The sequence below is a fragment of the Clostridium sulfidigenes genome, from assembly GCF_000732635.1.
Classification (GTDB): Bacteria; Bacillota; Clostridia; order Clostridiales; family Clostridiaceae; genus Clostridium_J; species Clostridium_J sulfidigenes.
In genome coordinates this window covers 1-18,108 of sequence record NZ_JPMD01000021.1, presented here as the reverse complement: position 1 = coordinate 18,108, position 18,108 = coordinate 1, and the positions used below count along the sequence as shown (strand labels likewise).

Below are 18,108 nucleotides of genomic sequence, written 5' to 3'. Positions count from 1 at the left end.
AGTATATAAAAATAATAAATATGATAGATTAATATTGAAAATTTAATAAATATTAGTTTTAAATTATTATAGAATAATTTATAAGGAAAGACTAATTACATTTTAAATGAAGAGGTGTATGAATTGTATAAATGTGCTATAATCCTTGCTGCTGGCGAAGGTAAAAGAATGAAATCTAATACTCCTAAGGTTCTACACAAAGTTTGTGGAAAAGAAATGATAAACCATGTTATAGATAATATAAGAAAATCCGGGGTAGACGAAGTAAGTGTGGTTATTGGAAAAGGTGCTGATAAAGTTAGAAAAGGCACTGAAAGTAGAAATATTTTCTACTCAGTTCAAGAAGAACAATTAGGTACTGGGCATGCAGTAATGTGTGCAGAAGAATTTTTAAAAGGTAAAAAAGGATCAGTAGCTATATTTGTTGGAGATGGGCCTCTAATAACAGAAGAAACAGTTACAAAACTTACTAAATATCATGAAGAACAAAAATGTAGTGCTACAATATTGACATCTATAATGAGTGACCCTCTAAAGTATGGAAGAATAATTAGAAATTCTCAAGGAGAAGTAGAGAAAATTGTAGAGTTTAAGGATTGTAATGAAGAAGAAGTAAAAGTTAATGAAATTAACTCAGGGATGTATTGTTTTGATATAGACACATTATTAAATACTTTAGGTAAACTTAATAATAATAATAATCAAGGTGAGTACTACTTAACAGATGTAATAGAGATATTAAAAAATGAAGGTAAGAAAGTTGGGGCTATTGCTGTTGATGTAGAAGAAATTACAGCAGTAAATTCAAAGGCAGAACTTTCTGTTGCTAATGATATAATGAGAAGTAGAATAAATAGAAACCATATGGATAATGGTGTTATAATTATGGATCCTAGAAGCACCTATATAGAGTGTGATGTAATTATAGGTCAAGATACGGTTGTATATCCAGGGAATATTATAGAAGGAACTACGGTAGTTGGTGAAAATTGTGTATTATACTCAAATAACAGAATAACTAATAGTATAATTGGTGATGATGTAACTGTAGAAAATTCTGTAGTATTAAACAGTAAGATTGGAAATAATACTACAGTTGGACCTTTCGCGTATATAAGACCGGAAACAACTATAGGTGATAATGCAAGGATAGGTGATTTTGTTGAAATTAAAAAATCATCAATAGGTGACGGAACTAAGGTATCTCACTTAACTTACATAGGAGATGCAGAAGTTGGAGAAAAATGTAATTTTGGGTGTGGAACTGTTGTAGTAAATTATGATGGAAAAGCAAAATACAAAACTACAATTGGAAACAATGTATTTATAGGATGTAATACTAACTTAGTATCACCAGTTGAGGTAGAAGATAATACTTATATTGCAGCTGGATCAACAATAACCGAGAAAATACCAGAGGGCTCCTTAGCTATAGCAAGAGCTAGGCAAATAAATAAAGAGAACTGGGTATATGATAAAAATAAAAACAAATAAAATTTTAGGAGGACTACATAAATGATAAGCCATGGAAGAAACATTAAAATCTTTGCAGGAAACTCATATCCAGAATTAGCTGCTGATATTGCAAACCGCTTAGGGCTTTCTGTTGGAGAAAGTCAAGTTACTACTTTTAGTGATGGGGAGATTGCAGTAAATATTGGAGAAACTGTTAGAGGACTGGACGTATTTGTTATACAGCCAACTAGTGCTCCAGTAAACAATAATTTAATGGAACTTTTAATTATGATTGATGCACTTAAGAGAGCATCAGCAGGAAGAATAACGGCGGTTATTCCTTACTATGGATATGCACGTCAAGACAGAAAGGCAAAGGCAAGAGATCCAATTACAGCAAAATTAGTTGCTGATTTAATTACAGCAGCAGGAGCAGATAGAGTTTTAACTATGGATTTACATGCAGCTCAAATACAAGGATATTTCAATATTCCAGTAGATAATTTAGTGGGTTCACCAATACTAAGTGATTACTTTATAGAAAAAGGATTTAAAGATTGTGATGATGTAGTTGTAGTTTCACCAGATCTTGGTAGTGTTACAAGAGCAAGAAAGTTTGCTGATAAATTAAATGCTCCAATAGCTATTATAGATAAGAGAAGACCAAAGGCTAATGTAGCTGAAGTTATGAATATAATCGGTGAAGTAAAAGGTAAAAAGGTTATACTAATAGATGATATGATAGATACAGCTGGAACTATTTGTAATGGTGCTAATGCTTTAGTTAAAATGGGTGCTACTGAAGTATATGCTTGTTGTTCACATGCTGTACTTTCTGGTCCAGCCATAGAAAGACTAGAAGCATCGGTGATAAAAGAGCTAGTTATGCTTGATAGTATTCATTTACCACAAGAAAAAATGCTTGATAAGATAAAAATATTATCTATAGCACCGTTATTTGCAGAAGCTATTAGAAGAATATATGAAGAAGTTTCTGTAAGCAAGCTTTTTGATGAATAATATTAAACATTATATGTATTCATAATAAGTTTGGACAGTAATTTGGTTTTATTTAGGGGAGGAAGTTTTTCTTCCCCTATTTTTAGTATAAAAAGGAATGTTTTCACCATAACTTTATAAATATTTTGTTAAAAATATTAATTTTAATGAGAAAATACTTGGACTTAAAGTTATTGTTATATAATATTATAAAAGATATTATGTAGAAATTATATTCGTAAATTAAATAAAATATCTTAAGTATTTAGGAGGGATATCAATGGAAGGTAATTTAGGAAAGATATTAGTTGTTGATGATGATAAAAATATATGTGAAGTAATAAAGATGTATTTGGAGAATTCAGGATACCATGTTAAGGTGGCCAATGATGGAAGAGAGGCTCAAGAGGCGTTTACTAGTTATAAACCTGATTTAGTGCTTTTAGATGTTATGTTACCATATCTAGATGGTATAGATGTGCTAAAGTGGATAAGAAGAGACAATGAGACACCAGTTATAATGATAACTGCAAAAGGAGAAACTTTTGATAAAGTTTTAGGACTTGAGCTTGGAGCAGATGATTATATAGTAAAACCTTTTGAACCTAAGGAACTTATGGCTAGAGTTAAGGCTGTTCTAAGAAGATATACTGCAGAGGGTGATAGTAAAGAAACATTAACCTTTGATAATTTAGTTATAGATATAAATTCATATAATGTAACATACATGGGACAGGAAATTAAAATGCCACCTAAAGAGTTTGAATTGTTACACTTCTTAGCAAGTAATAAAAACAGAGTATTTACAAGAGAACAACTGCTTTGTGAAGTCTGGGGATATGATTATCCAGGAGATTCAAGAACTGTAGATGTTCATGTGAAGAGATTAAGAGAAAAGGTAGCAGGAGGAGATAACTGGCAGTTAGAAACTGTTTGGGGAGTTGGATATAAATTTGAGGTGAAATAGATGGTGAAAAATAGCTTGTTTTCTAAAATGGTTGTTACTTACACCATTATAATTACAGTAAGTTTTACTATTTTAGCTGCATTTCTTTCCTTTTGGTTTCAAGATTATTTTATAAAGACGAGACAAAGAGATCTTACTAGACAGGCAGATATAATTGAAGGTATTGCAACAAAATATTTAACTGGGGCATCATCATATGAAGAATTAACTACAAGTATAAAGTTTATATCAACATATATAAATGATGATATAGTTCTTGTAGATAGTAATGGATATGTTTATTCAGTTACTAACATTAAATATACTCCACTTATAGGGAAACAGATTTTTCATGATGATTTGGAAAATATAAATAATAGTGATTATATAGATGCTTTTAATGAGTATGGAGTTTATATGGATGAGAAGATATACGTTATGATGAAAGTTGTAAAAGATACTAAAGGGCAATCTATGGGAGCAACTTTATTTAGTGTATCAACAGATATTTTAGATAAATCACTTTCTAATGTTTATCAAATTATTTGGTTATCTGCAGTTTTCGCTGTAATTGCTTCTTGTATCGTAATTTATTATTTTTCTCAAAAGATGATAGTAAATCCGCTATCAGAAATGAGTGGGGTTGCAAGAAAAATAGCTCAAGGGGATGTAGATAAAAGAGTTGAAATTCATTCTGATGATGAAATGGAGGAGTTTGCAAATGCATTTAATGTGATGGCAGACTCGCTACAAAAGGTAGAACAAAATAGAAAAGAGTTTATTTCAAATGTTTCTCATGAGTTGAGATCTCCAATGACATCTATAAAAGGATTTATAGGTGGAATTTTAGATGGAGTAGTTCCTGATGAAAAGCATAAGTATTATCTAAATATAGCCTATGAAGAAATACAAAGATTAACAAGACTTATAAATGATTTACTTGATTTATCAGCAGTGGAATCGGGTACCTATAAGCTGGAGAAGGTACCTGTAGACATTAATGAAATAGTAAGAATATGTATATTGAGAAATGAAAATAGAATAAGAAATAAAAATTTGGATGTACAGGTGTTTTTTGAAGGAAGTGAACTCTGGGTACTTACCGATGGAGATAAAATAACACAAGTTGTTACTAATCTTTTAGATAATGCTATTAAATATGGAAAAGAAGATGGATTGATACAAATATCATGTAGAAAAAAAGGTAAGAAGGCTAATATATCAATTTTTAATGAGGGATCTAATATAGATGAAGAAGATATAAAACATATCTGGGAAAGATTCTATAAAGTTGATAAATCAAGAACACAAAAAGTGAGTACGGGATTAGGGCTCTCCATAGTTAAAAAGATTGTTAGCTTACATGATGAAGAAATATGGGCGTGTAATAAAGAAAATGGAGTTGAATTTATATTTACTTTACAATTAGCAAAGAAGAGTATGTAATAATCTTAAGGAGCTAAGAGAAAGGAGGCTGTTATGAGCAATTTTAATGATGATTATAAGGGTGTTAAAGCAAAAATAACCTTTAACAAAATTAAGAAAAGACGTAAAGGTAAAATTGTTGCAATTACTATATTTTGCTTATTTGTGGCCTCCTTAGGTGGGGCTGTTACAGCTTTAGTGGTAAATACTGAAAATGAAAATTATTATGTTCAAGGTAATAATAATAAAGACACAGAAGTTAATACCACTAATTCAAAGCTTCAATCGGCTGCTCACAAAGCAGCGCAATCTGTTGTTTCAGTTATTAAGGTTATTGCAGATGATAAGTGTATAAAAGAAACTAATGTAGGAGTAGGCGTTGTCATAGAGAATGGACAATATGTTATAACTAGCTATTTAGGTATTGAGGATGCAACCAGTGTTAAAGTAAAGTTACACAATGATATTGTATATAATGCATCTATAATAGGATTTGATAGTATTTATGACATTGCTATGATTAAAATAAATGGTGAAGCATTACAACCTATGACCATAGCTAAAAATTCTACTAAGATTGAAAAGGGTGATAGAGTTATTAGTGTAGGAAACCCTCTGGGTAAATCTTTTAATGAAAATATAGAGGTAAGTACGGTGCTAAATACTAGAGAGAATATAGTATTTAAAAATAGAGAAACTAAAGTAGCTGAATCTTTAAGAATGATAAAGACTTCAGTTATTCCTAAGTTTATCAATACTGGAGCAGCTTTATGTAATTTGGATGGAGAGCTTATAGGAGTAAATAATACTACTATGACATACCATAATGAATTTTTAAAAAATAGTTTTTATATTTCCGCAGAGGATCTAGAGCCTATTACCTATGGAATTTTAGATAAGCAAGATTCTCTTATTAACCATATGGGAGTTTATGGGGAAGAGGCTATTTCCCAAAGTGAAAATGGTATTGATGGAGTATATGCAAAGGAAGTTACAAGAAATGGTTTAGCTTATGAAGCTGGAATTAGACCAACAGATATAATTGTTGAAGTGAATGGTATGAAAGTTAATACTGTCAGTGACATAAATACTATAATGAGTAAATTTAAAAGTGGAGAGACAATAAAATACAAAGTATTCAAAAATGGTGATTATGTTGACTTTAAAATAAAGATTTCAGAGTAATATATAAAAAGTAGCATTTAGGAATGCTACTTTTGTTTTATTTTAGGTAAAACTTCTAGTATAATAGTCAAAGAAGATTATTTTTATGTTAAGAGATATTATGTTATAGAATATATTGGAGGTAATTATGTATTTAGTTGTGGGATTGGGAAATCCAGGAGATAGGTATGATAAAACAAGACATAATGTAGGGTTTGATGTAGTTGATATGTGTGAAAAAAAGTATAACTTTAGTATAAATAGGACAAAATTTAAAGGAGTATACGGTGAGAGTAGTATAGCCAATGAAAAGGTTATATTTTTAAAACCTCAAACTTATATGAATTTAAGTGGAGAAAGCGTTAGAAGTATAATAGACTTTTATAAAATACCAGTAGAAAATATTATAGTTATATACGATGATATTAGTCTAGAAGTTGGAAGACTTAGAATAAAGGGAAAAGGAAGTGCAGGAGGTCACAATGGTATTAAGAATATAATTTCTCATTTAGGTACTGATAGTTTTTCAAGGATTAAAGTTGGAATTGGAGAGCCAACCTATGATTTAGTTGAGTTTGTTACAGGAAGATTCTCTAATGAAGATAGAGAAATTGTTGAAAAATCTTTTGAGGCAGCGGTAGATGCAGTATCAGTGATCATAAATGAAGGAATTAATCAAGCAATGAATAAATTTAATTCTTTTAATGCAGGAAAGTAGTAAATAGTTTAAGAGGTGATATTTTGAGACTAAAAGGAGTAATGACACCTTTAAAGTTAAGTAGTGAATATAGAGATATAAAGAGATATATAAATGAGGAAAAGTATCCATTAGGCATACATGGTCTTTCGGAATCTGGTAAGAGCTACTTGCTATATGGTGTTTATGAAGATATAGAAAAAAGTATGCTAGTGCTAACTCATAATGACATGGAAGCTAAAAACATATATGAAGATCTTAGCTTTTATTGTAATGATGTATATTATTTTCCTACGAGGGAAGTAACTTTTTACAATGTAGAAGCTGTATCAGGGGACTTGAGATGGGAGAGGCTGAAAGTATTAAACAAGATTCTTCATGAGGGAAAATGTATTGTTGTAACCTCTATAGAGGCTTTAGCAGCATCCTATGCTCCTGTAGAGCTATTCAAGAAATTTTCATTTGAAATTTCTTTAGAAAGTACGATAGACATAAGAGAGTTGAGCGAAAAACTTGTACAATGTGGTTACGAAAGGTGTAGTGTTGTAGAAAATATAGGTCAATTTTCAGTTAGAGGGGGGATTATAGATGTTTATCCTCCTATTAGTAGCATGCCATTTAGAATTGAGCTTTTTGATGATGAAGTTGATTCCATAAGAACTTTTAATAAAGACAATCAAAGAAGTATAGATAAAGTAGATAAAGTAGAAATATTTCCAGCTAAAGAGATAATTCTTACAGAAGAGGTTATAAATCTTGCAAAAGAAGAAATTAAAAAGGAATTAGATGGAGCCATATCAAGATTTAATAAATCTAAAGATAAGGATGCTTTAGAAAGAATAAATTCTACGGTTAAGACAAATTTGGAGAATCTAGAGGAAACTTGGACTTTTGAAACTATTGATAGCTATATTCCTTATTTTTATAAAAATAAAACTACATTTTTAGACTACTTTAAGGATAGTCTAGTCGTAGTGGATGATGTAAATAGGGCTATGGGTAAGTTGGATAGTGTATACTTTGAATTTGAAGAGAATTATGAAAATTTTCTAAGTAGAGGTAATATTTTACCGAAACAAGGAGAACTACTAATACCTAAAGAAATGATTGGAGAAATTTTAGAAGTGAGTAAAACTATAACTTTACAGAGTTTAGGAACTGCTTCTAATGCGTTAAAACCAAGAAATTTAATAGCATTTTCTCAGATTACAATTCATGATTATCATGGACAGTTAGACATGCTTATTGAAGATATAATAGAGAAAAAGAAAAAAGGTTATAGAACTTTAATTTTATCTGGTACAAGAACAAGGGGAGAAAGATTAATTGACACTTTAAGAGACAGAGGGATAGAAGCTACTTATAAAGATTTAGTTTCTAGCATTCAGCAAGGGGAAGTAGTTGTGACCTTTGGAAGTTCTATTAAAGGATTTGAGTATCCTGATTTAAAGGTATGTGTTATATCAGACTCCGAGGTTTTCGGTCAATCTAAGAGGAAAGCCACAAGAAGAACTACTAAAAAAGGTGCAGGAAAAATAAAAAGCTTTACTGATTTAAAGCTTGGTGATTATGTGGTACATGTGAACCATGGAGTTGGTGTATATAAGGGTATCAATCAATTAGATGTACAGGGAAATAAAAAAGATTATTTGGTTTTAGAATATAATTCAGGAGATACTTTATATGTCCCTGTAGAGCAATTAGATTTAGTACAAAAATATATTGGCAGTGAAGGCAAATCACCCAAAATAAATAAATTAGGTGGAAGTGAATGGGCAAAGGCTAGAAGTAAAGTAAAAAAATCTGTTGAAGATATTGCTGAAGATTTGGTTAAGCTTTATGCTATCAGAAATACTTTAAAAGGGCATAAATATGCCAAGGACACCCCTTGGCAAAGTCAGTTTGAAGGAGAATTTCCATATGAAGAAACCCCAGATCAGTTAACTGCAATTGAAGATATTAAAAAAGATATGGAAAGCGATAAACCTATGGATAGGCTTCTTTGCGGTGATGTTGGATATGGGAAAACAGAGGTTGCTCTTAGAGCTGCCTTTAAGTGTGTTATGGATGGAAAACAGGTAGCTATATTAGTACCCACTACAATACTAGCAGAGCAACACTATAAAAATATGTTAAAAAGGTTTTCAGATTTTCCTATTAAAATAGGAATGATTAGCAGATTTAGAACTGCGTCTCAAGTTAAAGAAACTTTAAATGCTCTAAGAGAAGGAAATTTAGATATTATAGTAGGTACTCATAAGTTGCTTCAAAAGAGTGTGGTATTTAAGGATCTAGGTTTATTAATTGTAGACGAAGAGCAAAGGTTTGGGGTTAGTCACAAGGAGAAGATTAAGGAAATAAAGAAAAACATAGATGTATTAACTTTAAGTGCTACTCCTATTCCTAGAACCCTACACATGTCTTTAACAGGAGTAAGGGATATAAGTATAATAGAAACTCCTCCTGAAGAAAGATATCCTATTCAAACTTATGTTGTAGAATTTAATGATCAACTTATAAGAGATGCAATAATTAGGGAAATGAATAGGGGAGGACAAGTATTTTTTGTATATAATAGGGTTGAAACCATAAGTGATATGGCAACATATTTGCAAAAGTTGGTCCCAGAAGCTAGAGTTGCTATAGGTCATGGTCAGATGACCGAAAGAGAATTGGAAAAGGTGATAATAGATTTTGTAGATAAAAAATACGATATACTTTTAAGTACAACTATAGTAGAGACTGGTATAGACATTCAGAATGCAAATACTATGATAATAGCAAATGCGGATAAGATGGGATTATCTCAACTATATCAATTAAGGGGAAGAGTAGGGAGAACAAATAGAATAGCATATGCTTACTTTACTTATACTAAGGATAAGGTTTTAACAGAAGTTGCAGAAAAAAGATTAAAGGCTATAAAAGACTTTACAGAATTAGGCTCAGGATTAAAGATAGCTATGAGAGATTTAGAAATAAGAGGTGCAGGGAATATAATGGGAGCAGCTCAATGTGGTCATATGTCTGCTGTTGGATATGACTTATATTGCAGAATGCTTGAAGATGCTGTAAGTATTGTAAAAGGTGAAGTAGACAAGGAACCTATTGAAACTACAGTAGATATGAAAATTGATGCATATATTCCTAGTAACTATATACAGGATGAAACTCAAAAAATTCAGGTATATAAAAAGATTGCATCTATTGAGTCCTATGAACATATGTTAGATGTTATTGAGGAGATTGAAGATAGATACTCTAATATTCCAGACAGTGTATATAATTTAATGAATATAGCGTATTTAAAGGCAATTGCTAGAGAAGTTGGGGTTTTAGAGATAAAGGATACTGGAATTCAAGTACAGATAACCTTTAAAGACAAGTCATACTTAACTTCTGATATGGTAAAATATATATTAGACAATTATAAGAGACAAATCACATTTAAAATGGGAGATGTTCCAGTTCTAGTGTATAAGAGTAAGGATATTAATAAAAAGGAGCTATTAGATATACTTATAAATATTATTAAGGATTTATCAACAATGAGTAAATAGATTTAGCTACTATTTATTTAATAGTATTTTTATGGTAAAATTAAATAGCAATAATAACTAAAAAAAACCGAATGGAGGATAATAAATTGATAAAATTAAAGAAGATTTTAGCTGGTCTAATGGCATCTACACTAATGCTTTCAGCAGTGGGGTGTGGAATGATAGAAAAAACAGAAGCAGGTATTAATAAGACAGTAGTTGCTAAGGTTTATAAAGAAAAGATTACCTTAGGAGAAGTAGATAGTAGGTTAAATGCGGTTTATGAGCAAGTAAAGGCTCAGTATGGAGAAAATTATAAAGAAAATTCAGAGGCTATGGAATATATAAAGAATCAAAGATTAAGTATACTAGATACTATGGTTAATGATATTGTCATAAAAAATAATGGTGAAAAGCTTGGAGTAGTGCCTTCTGATGAAGAAGTTCAGACTAAGGCTAAAGAGAAACTTGATGAGATAAAGAAATCCTTTAAAACTGATGAAGAGTATCAAAGTGCTCTTAAAACAGCTGGAGTTACAGAAGAAAGCTTCTTAGAAGAATTAAAACCAGCAGTAATATCTAATGCTGTATATGAAGAGGTAGTTAAGGATGTTACCGTTACAGATGATGAAATAAAGGCTTACTATGATAGTAATCCAAATTCATATACTGAGAGTCCAAATAAAGTTAAGCCAGCGCACATACTAGTTAAGACAGAAGAAGAAGCTAAAGACATAATTGCAAGATTAGATAAAGGTGAAGATTTTGCTAAGCTTGCTACTGAAAAAGGTACAGATGCTACAAAGGAAAAAGGTGGAGACTTAGGTTGGATTGAATATACTAGTAATCAGTATGATAAAACTTTTTTAATGTCAGCTATAAGTCTTAAGAAAGGGGAATATACTAAGACTCCTATATCAACTCAATTTGGATTCCATGTTATAAAATGCTTAGATAAAGAAGAGTATCCTATTAGGCCTTTAAAAGATGTTAAAGATGCGATTAAGGATGTTCTATTAGAACAAAATAAGTATAATGTATGGGTAGAAAAAGTAACTGCTTGGCAAGAAGAAGCTAAAATAAAGTTATATGAAGATAAACTAAGTTAATAATTTATAAAAAAGATTAATGTCATATTTGGCATTAATCTTTTTTATTTTTTATTAATGAAAAAATTTCTAGGATGTATAAAATTTGCGTTAAGAAGGATAATAATAGCATTAATACTATTTACATAAATAAGGAGGATATTTAATGAAAGCTACAGGAATAGTAAGAAGAATAGATGACTTAGGTCGTGTTGTAATACCAAAAGAAATTAGAAGGACATTAAGAATTAGAGAAGGAGATCCACTGGAAATATTTACAGATAGAGAAGGGGGAGTTATATTAAAAAAATATTCACCAATAGAAGAATTGAGTGAGTTTTCTAAGGAATATAGCGAGGCGCTACATCAAACTATTGGTAATATAGTTATAATCTGTGATAAAGACTCAATCATATCTGTAAGTGGTGGGACAAAGAAAGATTATTTAGATAAAAAGATTAGTAATGAAGTAGATAAAATTATGGAAATGCGTAAGGCTACTCTTCTAGATAAAAACTCTCAGGGGCTAATACCTATATGTGATGGAGAGACAGCAGATGAATATACAACACAAGTTGTAGCACCAATAATTGCGGAGGGAGATACCGTTGGTACGGTAATCATAGTTTCAAAAGAAAATGTAAAGTTTGGAGAACTAGAGTTAAAGCTTGCGGAAACAGCAGCTTCATTCTTAGGAAAACAAATGGAACAGTAAATGCTAAAAAGCATAAATATCTATAAGATAAAATTAAATAAAGAGTATAATATATAATTATTGCCATAGGATTGATATTAATCACATCTTATGGCAGCTTTTTTATTGTTAGATAAGTTAAAGTTAATTGATATTAGGTATATATTATATGCATTAAGTAATAAAATGTTTCTCATCAAAATACTTATTAACTATATAAAGTATTTTTAGGAGGAAGTATGAAAAAACAATCGCTTTTAAAAGGAACTATGATTTTAGGAATAGCTACTATTTTTGCACGATTTTTAGGTTTGTTTTTTAGAATACCAATACAAGGATTAATTGGTGACCAAGGGATGGGATATTATCAGATGTCATACCCTATATATATGACTTTTGTAGCAATAGCATCAGGAGTACCTATTGCTATGTCGAAATTAATATCAGAGTATAATGTGCGCAACGATACCAATGCTGTTAAACAGGTACTTAAGGATACTCTTAAAATAATGATTCCACTTGGGATAATAATATCATTTTTAATGTTGTACTTTGGAGATAATATTATAAATATCTTAAGGTGGGATAATAAGTCATATCAATCCTTTATGATTATATCCTCAGCACCTATATTTGTATGTATTATGTGTACATTTAAAGGATATTTCCAGGGACTTCAGAATATGAATAATACTGCAATATCTCAAATTATAGAACAGATAGGTAGGGTGGTTTTTGGCGTGATATGTGCATATTTATTACTTCCTAAAGGAATTGAATATGCAGCAGCAGGAGCCGCATTTGGAACGGTAGCTGGAGGATTACTGGGAAGCATTTACTTGGTAATAAAATATTTATTTGTTAGATCAAAGTCTTATAAATTAAAAGTGAAAAGGAGTAATAAAATACTATCAAACTTAGTACAAGCAGCATTTCCTATATCCGTAGGAGCTGCAGTTGGAACGATTATGGCTTTAATTGATTCTATAATAGTACCTCAAAGACTCTTGTTAGCGGGTTATACTATTCAAGAAAGTGCCATATTATATGGTCAATTTACAGGTAAGGCTATGACTCTTCAAAATATCCCACTAGCACTTTCTATTGCTCTTTGTTCAGCTTTAGTACCTATAATATCAGAGGTATATTCTATGCATAATCAAAACGAATTATACAGAAGGGTAAACATGGTGTTTAAGTTATCTTTTGTTATAGGTATTCCAAGCGCCTTAGGGTTATTTTATCTTTCAAAGCCTATTATGGGATTAGTGTTTATGGGAGATGTAGCAGGGCATGAAATACTTAAATTATTATCTTTATCAATACCATTAATTATAATAACGCAGACTACTACATCGCTTTTACAAAGTTGTGGTAGATATATGAAACCGGTATATTATCTTGCCATAGGGTGTCTATTTAAGGTAATCATTACCTATGTTTTAGTAAGTAACTCTAGGTTTAATATATATGGTGCAATAATTGGAAGTATAGTTGGATATGCAGTAACTAGCATTTTAAACTTGAAAGAGGTTAAAAAACTGCTCAAAGTAAAGATAAACCTATATGAAGTAGTTATAAAACCTTTATTTGTGTCATTAATTATGATAATATCTGTTGTTTTTATATATAATAATGTCTATAATTATACACAGAGTAATGGAATAGCTTGCTTAATAGCTATTTTCCTTGGTGTAGTAATATTTGGAATACTGTCGATTGTATTTAAAATATTTACCATTGAAGATATAAAGGGAAAGCTCATTAAAAACTAAAAGAGGAGTAGATTCAAATGATTACAGTGGTTGGTTTAGGACCTGGTTCTAAAGATGCTTTAACCATAGGTGTACTAGAAATTTTGAAAAGTAATAAAAATATATACTTTAGAACAGAAAAACACCCTAATGTTAAATACTTAGAATCTATGGGTGTAAAGTTTAATACCTATGATAACTTTTATGAAGAATATAATAATTTTGACCATATATACAAGGCAATTGCAGAGGATCTTATAAAAATTTATCAGCAAGAAGGAGACTTAGTATATGCAGTTCCAGGTCATCCCCTAGTTGCAGAAAAATCTGTAACTATATTATTAGAACTCTGCAAGGAGAATGGAATAGAAGCTAGATTAATGCCATCAGTAAGTTTTGTAGATGCAGTTATAGAGAGCTTAAGGATTGACCCAATAGAAGGGGTAAAAATAATAGATGCCTTTGATATAAGGGAACAGGTTATGGATAAGAGATTAGGAGTAATAATAACCCAGGTGTATAATAAATTTATTGCTTCTGAAGTGAAGTTAGCTCTATGCGAATATTATAGTGATGATAGTGATATATACTTTGTAAGAGCAGCAGGTATACAGGGAGAAGAAAGTATAAGAAAAATTAAACTATATGATTTAGATAGACAAGAGGATATTGATTATTTAACTTCCATATATATTCCTAAGGATCTTAAAGGTCCTAAGGATTTTAAGGATTTAATTAATGTGATGTCTACTCTTAGGAGTGAAAATGGATGTATGTGGGACTTAGAACAAACTCATGAATCTTTAAAAAGAGGTTTAATTGAGGAATGTTATGAAGTTATTGAAGCTATAGACGAAATGGACGATAATAAACTTATTGAGGAGTTAGGAGATGTACTTTTTCAAGTAATATTCCACGCTCAAATTGGTAAGGAGGAGGGTTATTTCAACATAAATGATGTAGTAGCAGCTATAACTGAAAAAATGATAAGTCGGCATCCACATATATTTTCAGATGTAAGAGTTAAAGATACAGATGAAATATTGGAGAATTGGGATAAAATTAAAGTTAAAGAAAAGAAATTTACTAGCTATACCGATGAATTAAAACATGTTCCACGTTGTATGCCTGGACTTATTAGAGCAGAAAAGGTTCAAAAAAAGGCTGGTAAGGTAGGGTTTGACTGGGATGATGTAGAACCAGCTATGGAGAAAGTTATAGAAGAATTACAAGAGATAAAAGATGTATATAAAAATTCAGATGTGTCAAAAATACAGGAAGAGGTAGGAGATTTAATCTTTGCCACAGTAAATATTGCAAGACTTCTTGACATTGACCCAGAATTTGCAGTAAATTATACTATAGATAAATTTATAAAACGCTTCCAATTTATTGAGGAATCTGGTATTAAAAAGGGTGTTGACATGAAGGAAATGACATTGGAAGAAATGGAAACCCTTTGGAGTGAATCTAAAAAGTATAATTTATCAACTAAAAGATAAATTTTTTCAAAAAAAAGAAGGATTCTAGGTAACTTGTAAGAATATTGTAAGTATTATTTTATGTAATTAAAATATAAATTACGTAAAATTAACATTAAGGAGGTACTATTGTGAACAAATCAGAATTAATAGCAAAAATGGCTGAAAAGTCAGGACTAACAAAAAAAGATAACGAGGCGGTATTAAAGGCATTTATAGAGAGTGTTGAAGAGGCTCTTGAAGGTGGAGAGAAAGTTCAACTAGTTGGATTTGGTACTTTTGAAACTAGAGAAAGAGCTGCTAGAGTAGGAAGAAACCCAAGAACAAAAGAAGAAATACAAATACCAGCATCTAAAGTTCCTGTTTTCAAAGTTGGAAAAGAATTTAAAGACATAGTAAATAAATAATTACTTGAAAAAGCCTAGAAATGTTCTGGGTTTTTTCTTCTATTCATAGGGATACAGGATAAAGTATAATTTCAAAAAAAATTTATATAGTTTAAGGAGGCAACTATGAGATTAGATAAATATTTAAAGGTTTCTAGAATAATTAAAAGAAGAACTGTTGCTAAAGATGTATGTGAAAATGGTAGAGTATCCATAAATGGAAAAGTAGCAAAACCAAGTACTACGATAAAAGAAGATGATATAATAGAAATTCAATTTGCAAATCAATTATTAAAAGCAAGAATTATAAATATTGCTAATCATGTTAATAAAGAAGATGCTAAGAATATGTATGAAATAATCAGTGGGGAAGAGGATAAGGAATAAATAGTAGCATAAAATATTTTTTAATGAATATATCTTTATAGAAAGCTAATATGTTTTTAGGTTTAAGGGGGATATTATGGAACCAAATAAAGATATGTCGTTAGAAAATAAAAAGAGTTTTATTACGTTAGAAAATAGAAAAAAGATGACTTTAGATGGAGTTTTAGAAATACTAAGCTTCAATGATGAACAGATACTTATAATAACTGTGTTGGGAGATATGGATATCAGAGGTGAAGAGTTAAAGATGACCAAGCTAGATGTTCAAAATGGAGATGTGGTAATAACGGGGAAAATATCTTATGTAGTATATACAAGTGAAGAAAAGAGACCAAAGAAGCGAAATAGTATCATTTCTAAAATATTTAGGTGATTGAGTTATGATATTTGATATGGGTAGACAAATAGCATTGTTTATATTCTCCTTACTTAGTGGAATGCTAGTTGGTATTTTCTTTGATGTATATAGAGTAATAAGAGGTTTTGAAGAGCCAGGAACCATCATAACAGCAATACAGGATATGCTATTTTGGATATTAACTGGAATTATAGTATTTATTTTTATGATGTATACAAACTATGCTTACATGAGTTTTAATGTGTTTGTATATAATTTAATTGGATTATTTATATACTTTAAACTATTTAGTAATATATTTATATTAGCATACGGAAGCATATTAAATGCCATATTAACGTTTTTTAGAGTAATATTTTATTATATATTCTATCCTATAAGAATTATTTTTAGCAAAATAACAAAAAAAATATAAAATTTATAATATTAAGGGTTGAAGAAAATAAAAATTCAAATTACAATATAGCTATAGGTTAATTTGACTACTTGAAAATAAAACCTATGACATGTTACTATTTGTAATAAGGAAGGAAAATCGATATGAAGAAATTCAGCATAAAAAAGATAGGTCTTTTACTTATAGCTCTTTACGTAGGCTTTACATTTATAAATCAACAAATAATAATGTTTAGACAACATAAAGATATTGATAACTATACTTCGGAGTTACAAGCAGCACAAGAAAAGAATCAAAAGTTACAGGATGAGATTAAACTATCACAAGATAGTCGGTATATAGAAAAACTTGCAAGGGAAAAGCTTGGGTTAATTAAAGAAGGAGAATCTCCTGTAATAGACAGTAAATAAAGTGAAAATTACTATGACTAATTATTATTAGTTATAGTATATATAAATTTAAATTATAAATTTAAGGAGGGTCTTTTCAATATGACCTTAAAGGCTGGAAGCATTATAGAAGGTAAAGTAGTTAATATCACAAACTTTGGTGCATTTGTTGAAGTGGAAGGGAAAACAGGCTTAGTTCATATATCGGAAGTATCTGATGTATTTGTTAAGAATGTACATGATCATTTAAAAGAAAATGATGTGGTTAAAGTTAAAGTCATTTCTGTAGATGATAATGGTAAGATGAGCTTATCCATAAAGCAAGCTGGTACACCAAAAAAATCTTTTAAACCTGTAGATATAGATTGGGAAAAGGAAAAATCTAAAACTACAAGTTCAGGAAGTTTTGAAGACAGGATGTCAAAATTCTTAAAAGATAGTGAAGAAAGATTTCAAGATCTTAAAAAACACCAAGATGGTGGAAAAGGTAGAGGATATAGCAGAAAAGGATATAATTAAGCTTTATACCGAAAGGATTAAAGAGTGCTTTTTAAGCACTCTTATTTATTTTAATGTCAGTTAAATTAAACCCTAGCTTTTTTTACATTTAGTTATAATAAGTGAAGAAGAAATAAATAAAAAATATAAAAAACTATATAAATACTGTTGACATAGTTAATAATATACCATATAATAAATATTGTCGCTGAAAGGTGATGACACAAATGCTGGAGTGGCGGAACTGGCAGACGCACAGGACTTAAAATCCTGCGGTGGTTAAACACCGTACCGGTTCGATTCCGGTCTTCAGCACCAAATAACGCGGGGTGGAGCAGTTGGCAGCTCGTCGGGCTCATAACCCGAAGGTCGTAGGTTCAAGTCCTGCCCCCGCAACCATGTGGCGGAATAGCTCAGCTGGCTAGAGCATTCGGTTCATACCCGAAGGGTC

The 18,108-nt window shown here is 30.4% G+C and carries 17 protein-coding genes and 2 tRNA genes; all 19 read left to right on the top strand.

Features of this window, described 5'->3' with window-relative positions:
• The first annotated feature begins 123 nt into the window (after positions 1–123).
• The 19 genes from glmU (at position 124) to IO99_RS08680 (ending at position 18,056) form a co-directional block, all read left to right on the top strand.
• Positions 124–1,494, top strand: a complete 1,371-nt coding sequence (gene glmU, locus IO99_RS08770) for a bifunctional UDP-N-acetylglucosamine diphosphorylase/glucosamine-1-phosphate N-acetyltransferase GlmU (protein ID WP_035132516.1) — start codon at positions 124–126, stop codon at positions 1,492–1,494.
• Between the two features lie 21 nt (positions 1,495–1,515).
• Complete coding sequence (locus tag IO99_RS08765) at positions 1,516–2,475, top strand: ribose-phosphate diphosphokinase (RefSeq protein WP_035132514.1); 960 nt, start codon at positions 1,516–1,518, stop codon at positions 2,473–2,475.
• 259 nt (positions 2,476–2,734) lie between these two features.
• On the top strand, positions 2,735–3,421 hold the full coding sequence (locus IO99_RS08760) for a response regulator transcription factor (protein WP_035132512.1): 687 nt from the start codon (positions 2,735–2,737) through the stop codon (positions 3,419–3,421).
• Between the two features lie 3 nt (positions 3,422–3,424).
• Positions 3,425–4,846, top strand: a complete 1,422-nt coding sequence (locus IO99_RS08755) for a HAMP domain-containing sensor histidine kinase (protein WP_035132549.1) — start codon at positions 3,425–3,427, stop codon at positions 4,844–4,846.
• A gap of 33 nt (positions 4,847–4,879) precedes the next feature.
• Positions 4,880–6,010: a S1C family serine protease gene (locus IO99_RS08750; RefSeq protein ID WP_035132510.1), complete on the top strand. Its 1,131-nt coding sequence runs from the start codon at positions 4,880–4,882 to the stop codon at positions 6,008–6,010.
• Between the two features lie 127 nt (positions 6,011–6,137).
• Positions 6,138–6,707, top strand: a complete 570-nt coding sequence (gene pth, locus IO99_RS08745; protein ID WP_035132507.1) for an aminoacyl-tRNA hydrolase — start codon at positions 6,138–6,140, stop codon at positions 6,705–6,707.
• A gap of 23 nt (positions 6,708–6,730) precedes the next feature.
• A complete protein-coding gene (gene mfd / locus IO99_RS08740; protein ID WP_035132506.1) occupies positions 6,731–10,246 on the top strand; it encodes a transcription-repair coupling factor in 3,516 nt (1,171 codons plus the stop codon).
• An 86-nt stretch (positions 10,247–10,332) separates the two neighbouring features.
• On the top strand, positions 10,333–11,334 hold the full coding sequence (locus IO99_RS08735) for a peptidylprolyl isomerase (protein WP_051824014.1): 1,002 nt from the start codon (positions 10,333–10,335) through the stop codon (positions 11,332–11,334).
• A 145-nt stretch (positions 11,335–11,479) separates the two neighbouring features.
• Positions 11,480–12,028, top strand: coding sequence for a stage V sporulation protein T (spoVT, locus tag IO99_RS08730; RefSeq protein ID WP_035132504.1), 549 nt, complete (start codon positions 11,480–11,482; stop codon positions 12,026–12,028).
• Positions 12,029–12,246: 218 nt separating this feature from the next.
• Positions 12,247–13,782 (top strand): putative polysaccharide biosynthesis protein, encoded by a 1,536-nt coding sequence (locus tag IO99_RS08725; RefSeq protein ID WP_035132502.1) that lies wholly within the window; start codon positions 12,247–12,249, stop codon positions 13,780–13,782.
• Positions 13,783–13,799: 17 nt separating this feature from the next.
• Positions 13,800–15,263: a bifunctional methyltransferase/pyrophosphohydrolase YabN gene (gene yabN / locus IO99_RS08720; protein WP_035132500.1), complete on the top strand. Its 1,464-nt coding sequence runs from the start codon at positions 13,800–13,802 to the stop codon at positions 15,261–15,263.
• A 110-nt stretch (positions 15,264–15,373) separates the two neighbouring features.
• Positions 15,374–15,649 carry an HU family DNA-binding protein gene (locus IO99_RS08715; RefSeq protein WP_035132498.1) on the top strand — a complete coding sequence of 92 codons (276 nt, stop codon included), beginning with the start codon at positions 15,374–15,376 and terminating at the stop codon, positions 15,647–15,649.
• A 105-nt stretch (positions 15,650–15,754) separates the two neighbouring features.
• The gene (locus IO99_RS08710; RefSeq protein WP_035132496.1) at positions 15,755–16,015 is read left to right on the top strand and encodes an RNA-binding S4 domain-containing protein; all 261 of its coding nucleotides are present in this window, start codon (positions 15,755–15,757) and stop codon (positions 16,013–16,015) included.
• A gap of 76 nt (positions 16,016–16,091) precedes the next feature.
• Positions 16,092–16,388 carry a sporulation protein YabP gene (gene yabP, locus IO99_RS08705; RefSeq protein WP_035132494.1) on the top strand — a complete coding sequence of 99 codons (297 nt, stop codon included), beginning with the start codon at positions 16,092–16,094 and terminating at the stop codon, positions 16,386–16,388.
• 7 nt (positions 16,389–16,395) lie between these two features.
• Complete coding sequence (gene yabQ / locus IO99_RS08700) at positions 16,396–16,788, top strand: spore cortex biosynthesis protein YabQ (RefSeq protein ID WP_035132492.1); 393 nt, start codon at positions 16,396–16,398, stop codon at positions 16,786–16,788.
• Positions 16,789–16,913: 125 nt separating this feature from the next.
• Positions 16,914–17,180, top strand: a complete 267-nt coding sequence (locus tag IO99_RS08695; RefSeq protein WP_035132490.1) for an FtsB family cell division protein — start codon at positions 16,914–16,916, stop codon at positions 17,178–17,180.
• Positions 17,181–17,261: 81 nt separating this feature from the next.
• Positions 17,262–17,678 (top strand): S1 domain-containing RNA-binding protein, encoded by a 417-nt coding sequence (locus tag IO99_RS08690; protein WP_035132487.1) that lies wholly within the window; start codon positions 17,262–17,264, stop codon positions 17,676–17,678.
• Positions 17,679–17,886: 208 nt separating this feature from the next.
• Positions 17,887–17,975, top strand: a tRNA-Leu gene (locus IO99_RS08685).
• A gap of 5 nt (positions 17,976–17,980) precedes the next feature.
• A tRNA-Met gene (locus IO99_RS08680) sits at positions 17,981–18,056 on the top strand.
• Positions 18,057–18,108: the final 52 nt, after the last annotated feature.

Bases quoted from the DNA above. Each gene is read 5' to 3' on its own strand.
- IO99_RS08765 (WP_035132514.1), top strand. From the start codon at position 1,516: ATGATAAGCCATGGAAGAAACATTAAAATCTTTGCAGGAAACTCATAT.
- IO99_RS08760 (WP_035132512.1), top strand. From the start codon at position 2,735: ATGGAAGGTAATTTAGGAAAGATATTAGTTGTTGATGATGATAAAAAT.
- IO99_RS08750 (WP_035132510.1), top strand. From the start codon at position 4,880: ATGAGCAATTTTAATGATGATTATAAGGGTGTTAAAGCAAAAATAACC.
- pth (WP_035132507.1), top strand. From the start codon at position 6,138: ATGTATTTAGTTGTGGGATTGGGAAATCCAGGAGATAGGTATGATAAA.
- spoVT (WP_035132504.1), top strand. From the start codon at position 11,480: ATGAAAGCTACAGGAATAGTAAGAAGAATAGATGACTTAGGTCGTGTT.
- IO99_RS08725 (WP_035132502.1), top strand. From the start codon at position 12,247: ATGAAAAAACAATCGCTTTTAAAAGGAACTATGATTTTAGGAATAGCT.
- yabN (WP_035132500.1), top strand. From the start codon at position 13,800: ATGATTACAGTGGTTGGTTTAGGACCTGGTTCTAAAGATGCTTTAACC.
- IO99_RS08710 (WP_035132496.1), top strand. From the start codon at position 15,755: ATGAGATTAGATAAATATTTAAAGGTTTCTAGAATAATTAAAAGAAGA.
- yabP (WP_035132494.1), top strand. From the start codon at position 16,092: ATGGAACCAAATAAAGATATGTCGTTAGAAAATAAAAAGAGTTTTATT.
- yabQ (WP_035132492.1), top strand. From the start codon at position 16,396: ATGATATTTGATATGGGTAGACAAATAGCATTGTTTATATTCTCCTTA.
- IO99_RS08695 (WP_035132490.1), top strand. From the start codon at position 16,914: ATGAAGAAATTCAGCATAAAAAAGATAGGTCTTTTACTTATAGCTCTT.
- IO99_RS08690 (WP_035132487.1), top strand. From the start codon at position 17,262: ATGACCTTAAAGGCTGGAAGCATTATAGAAGGTAAAGTAGTTAATATC.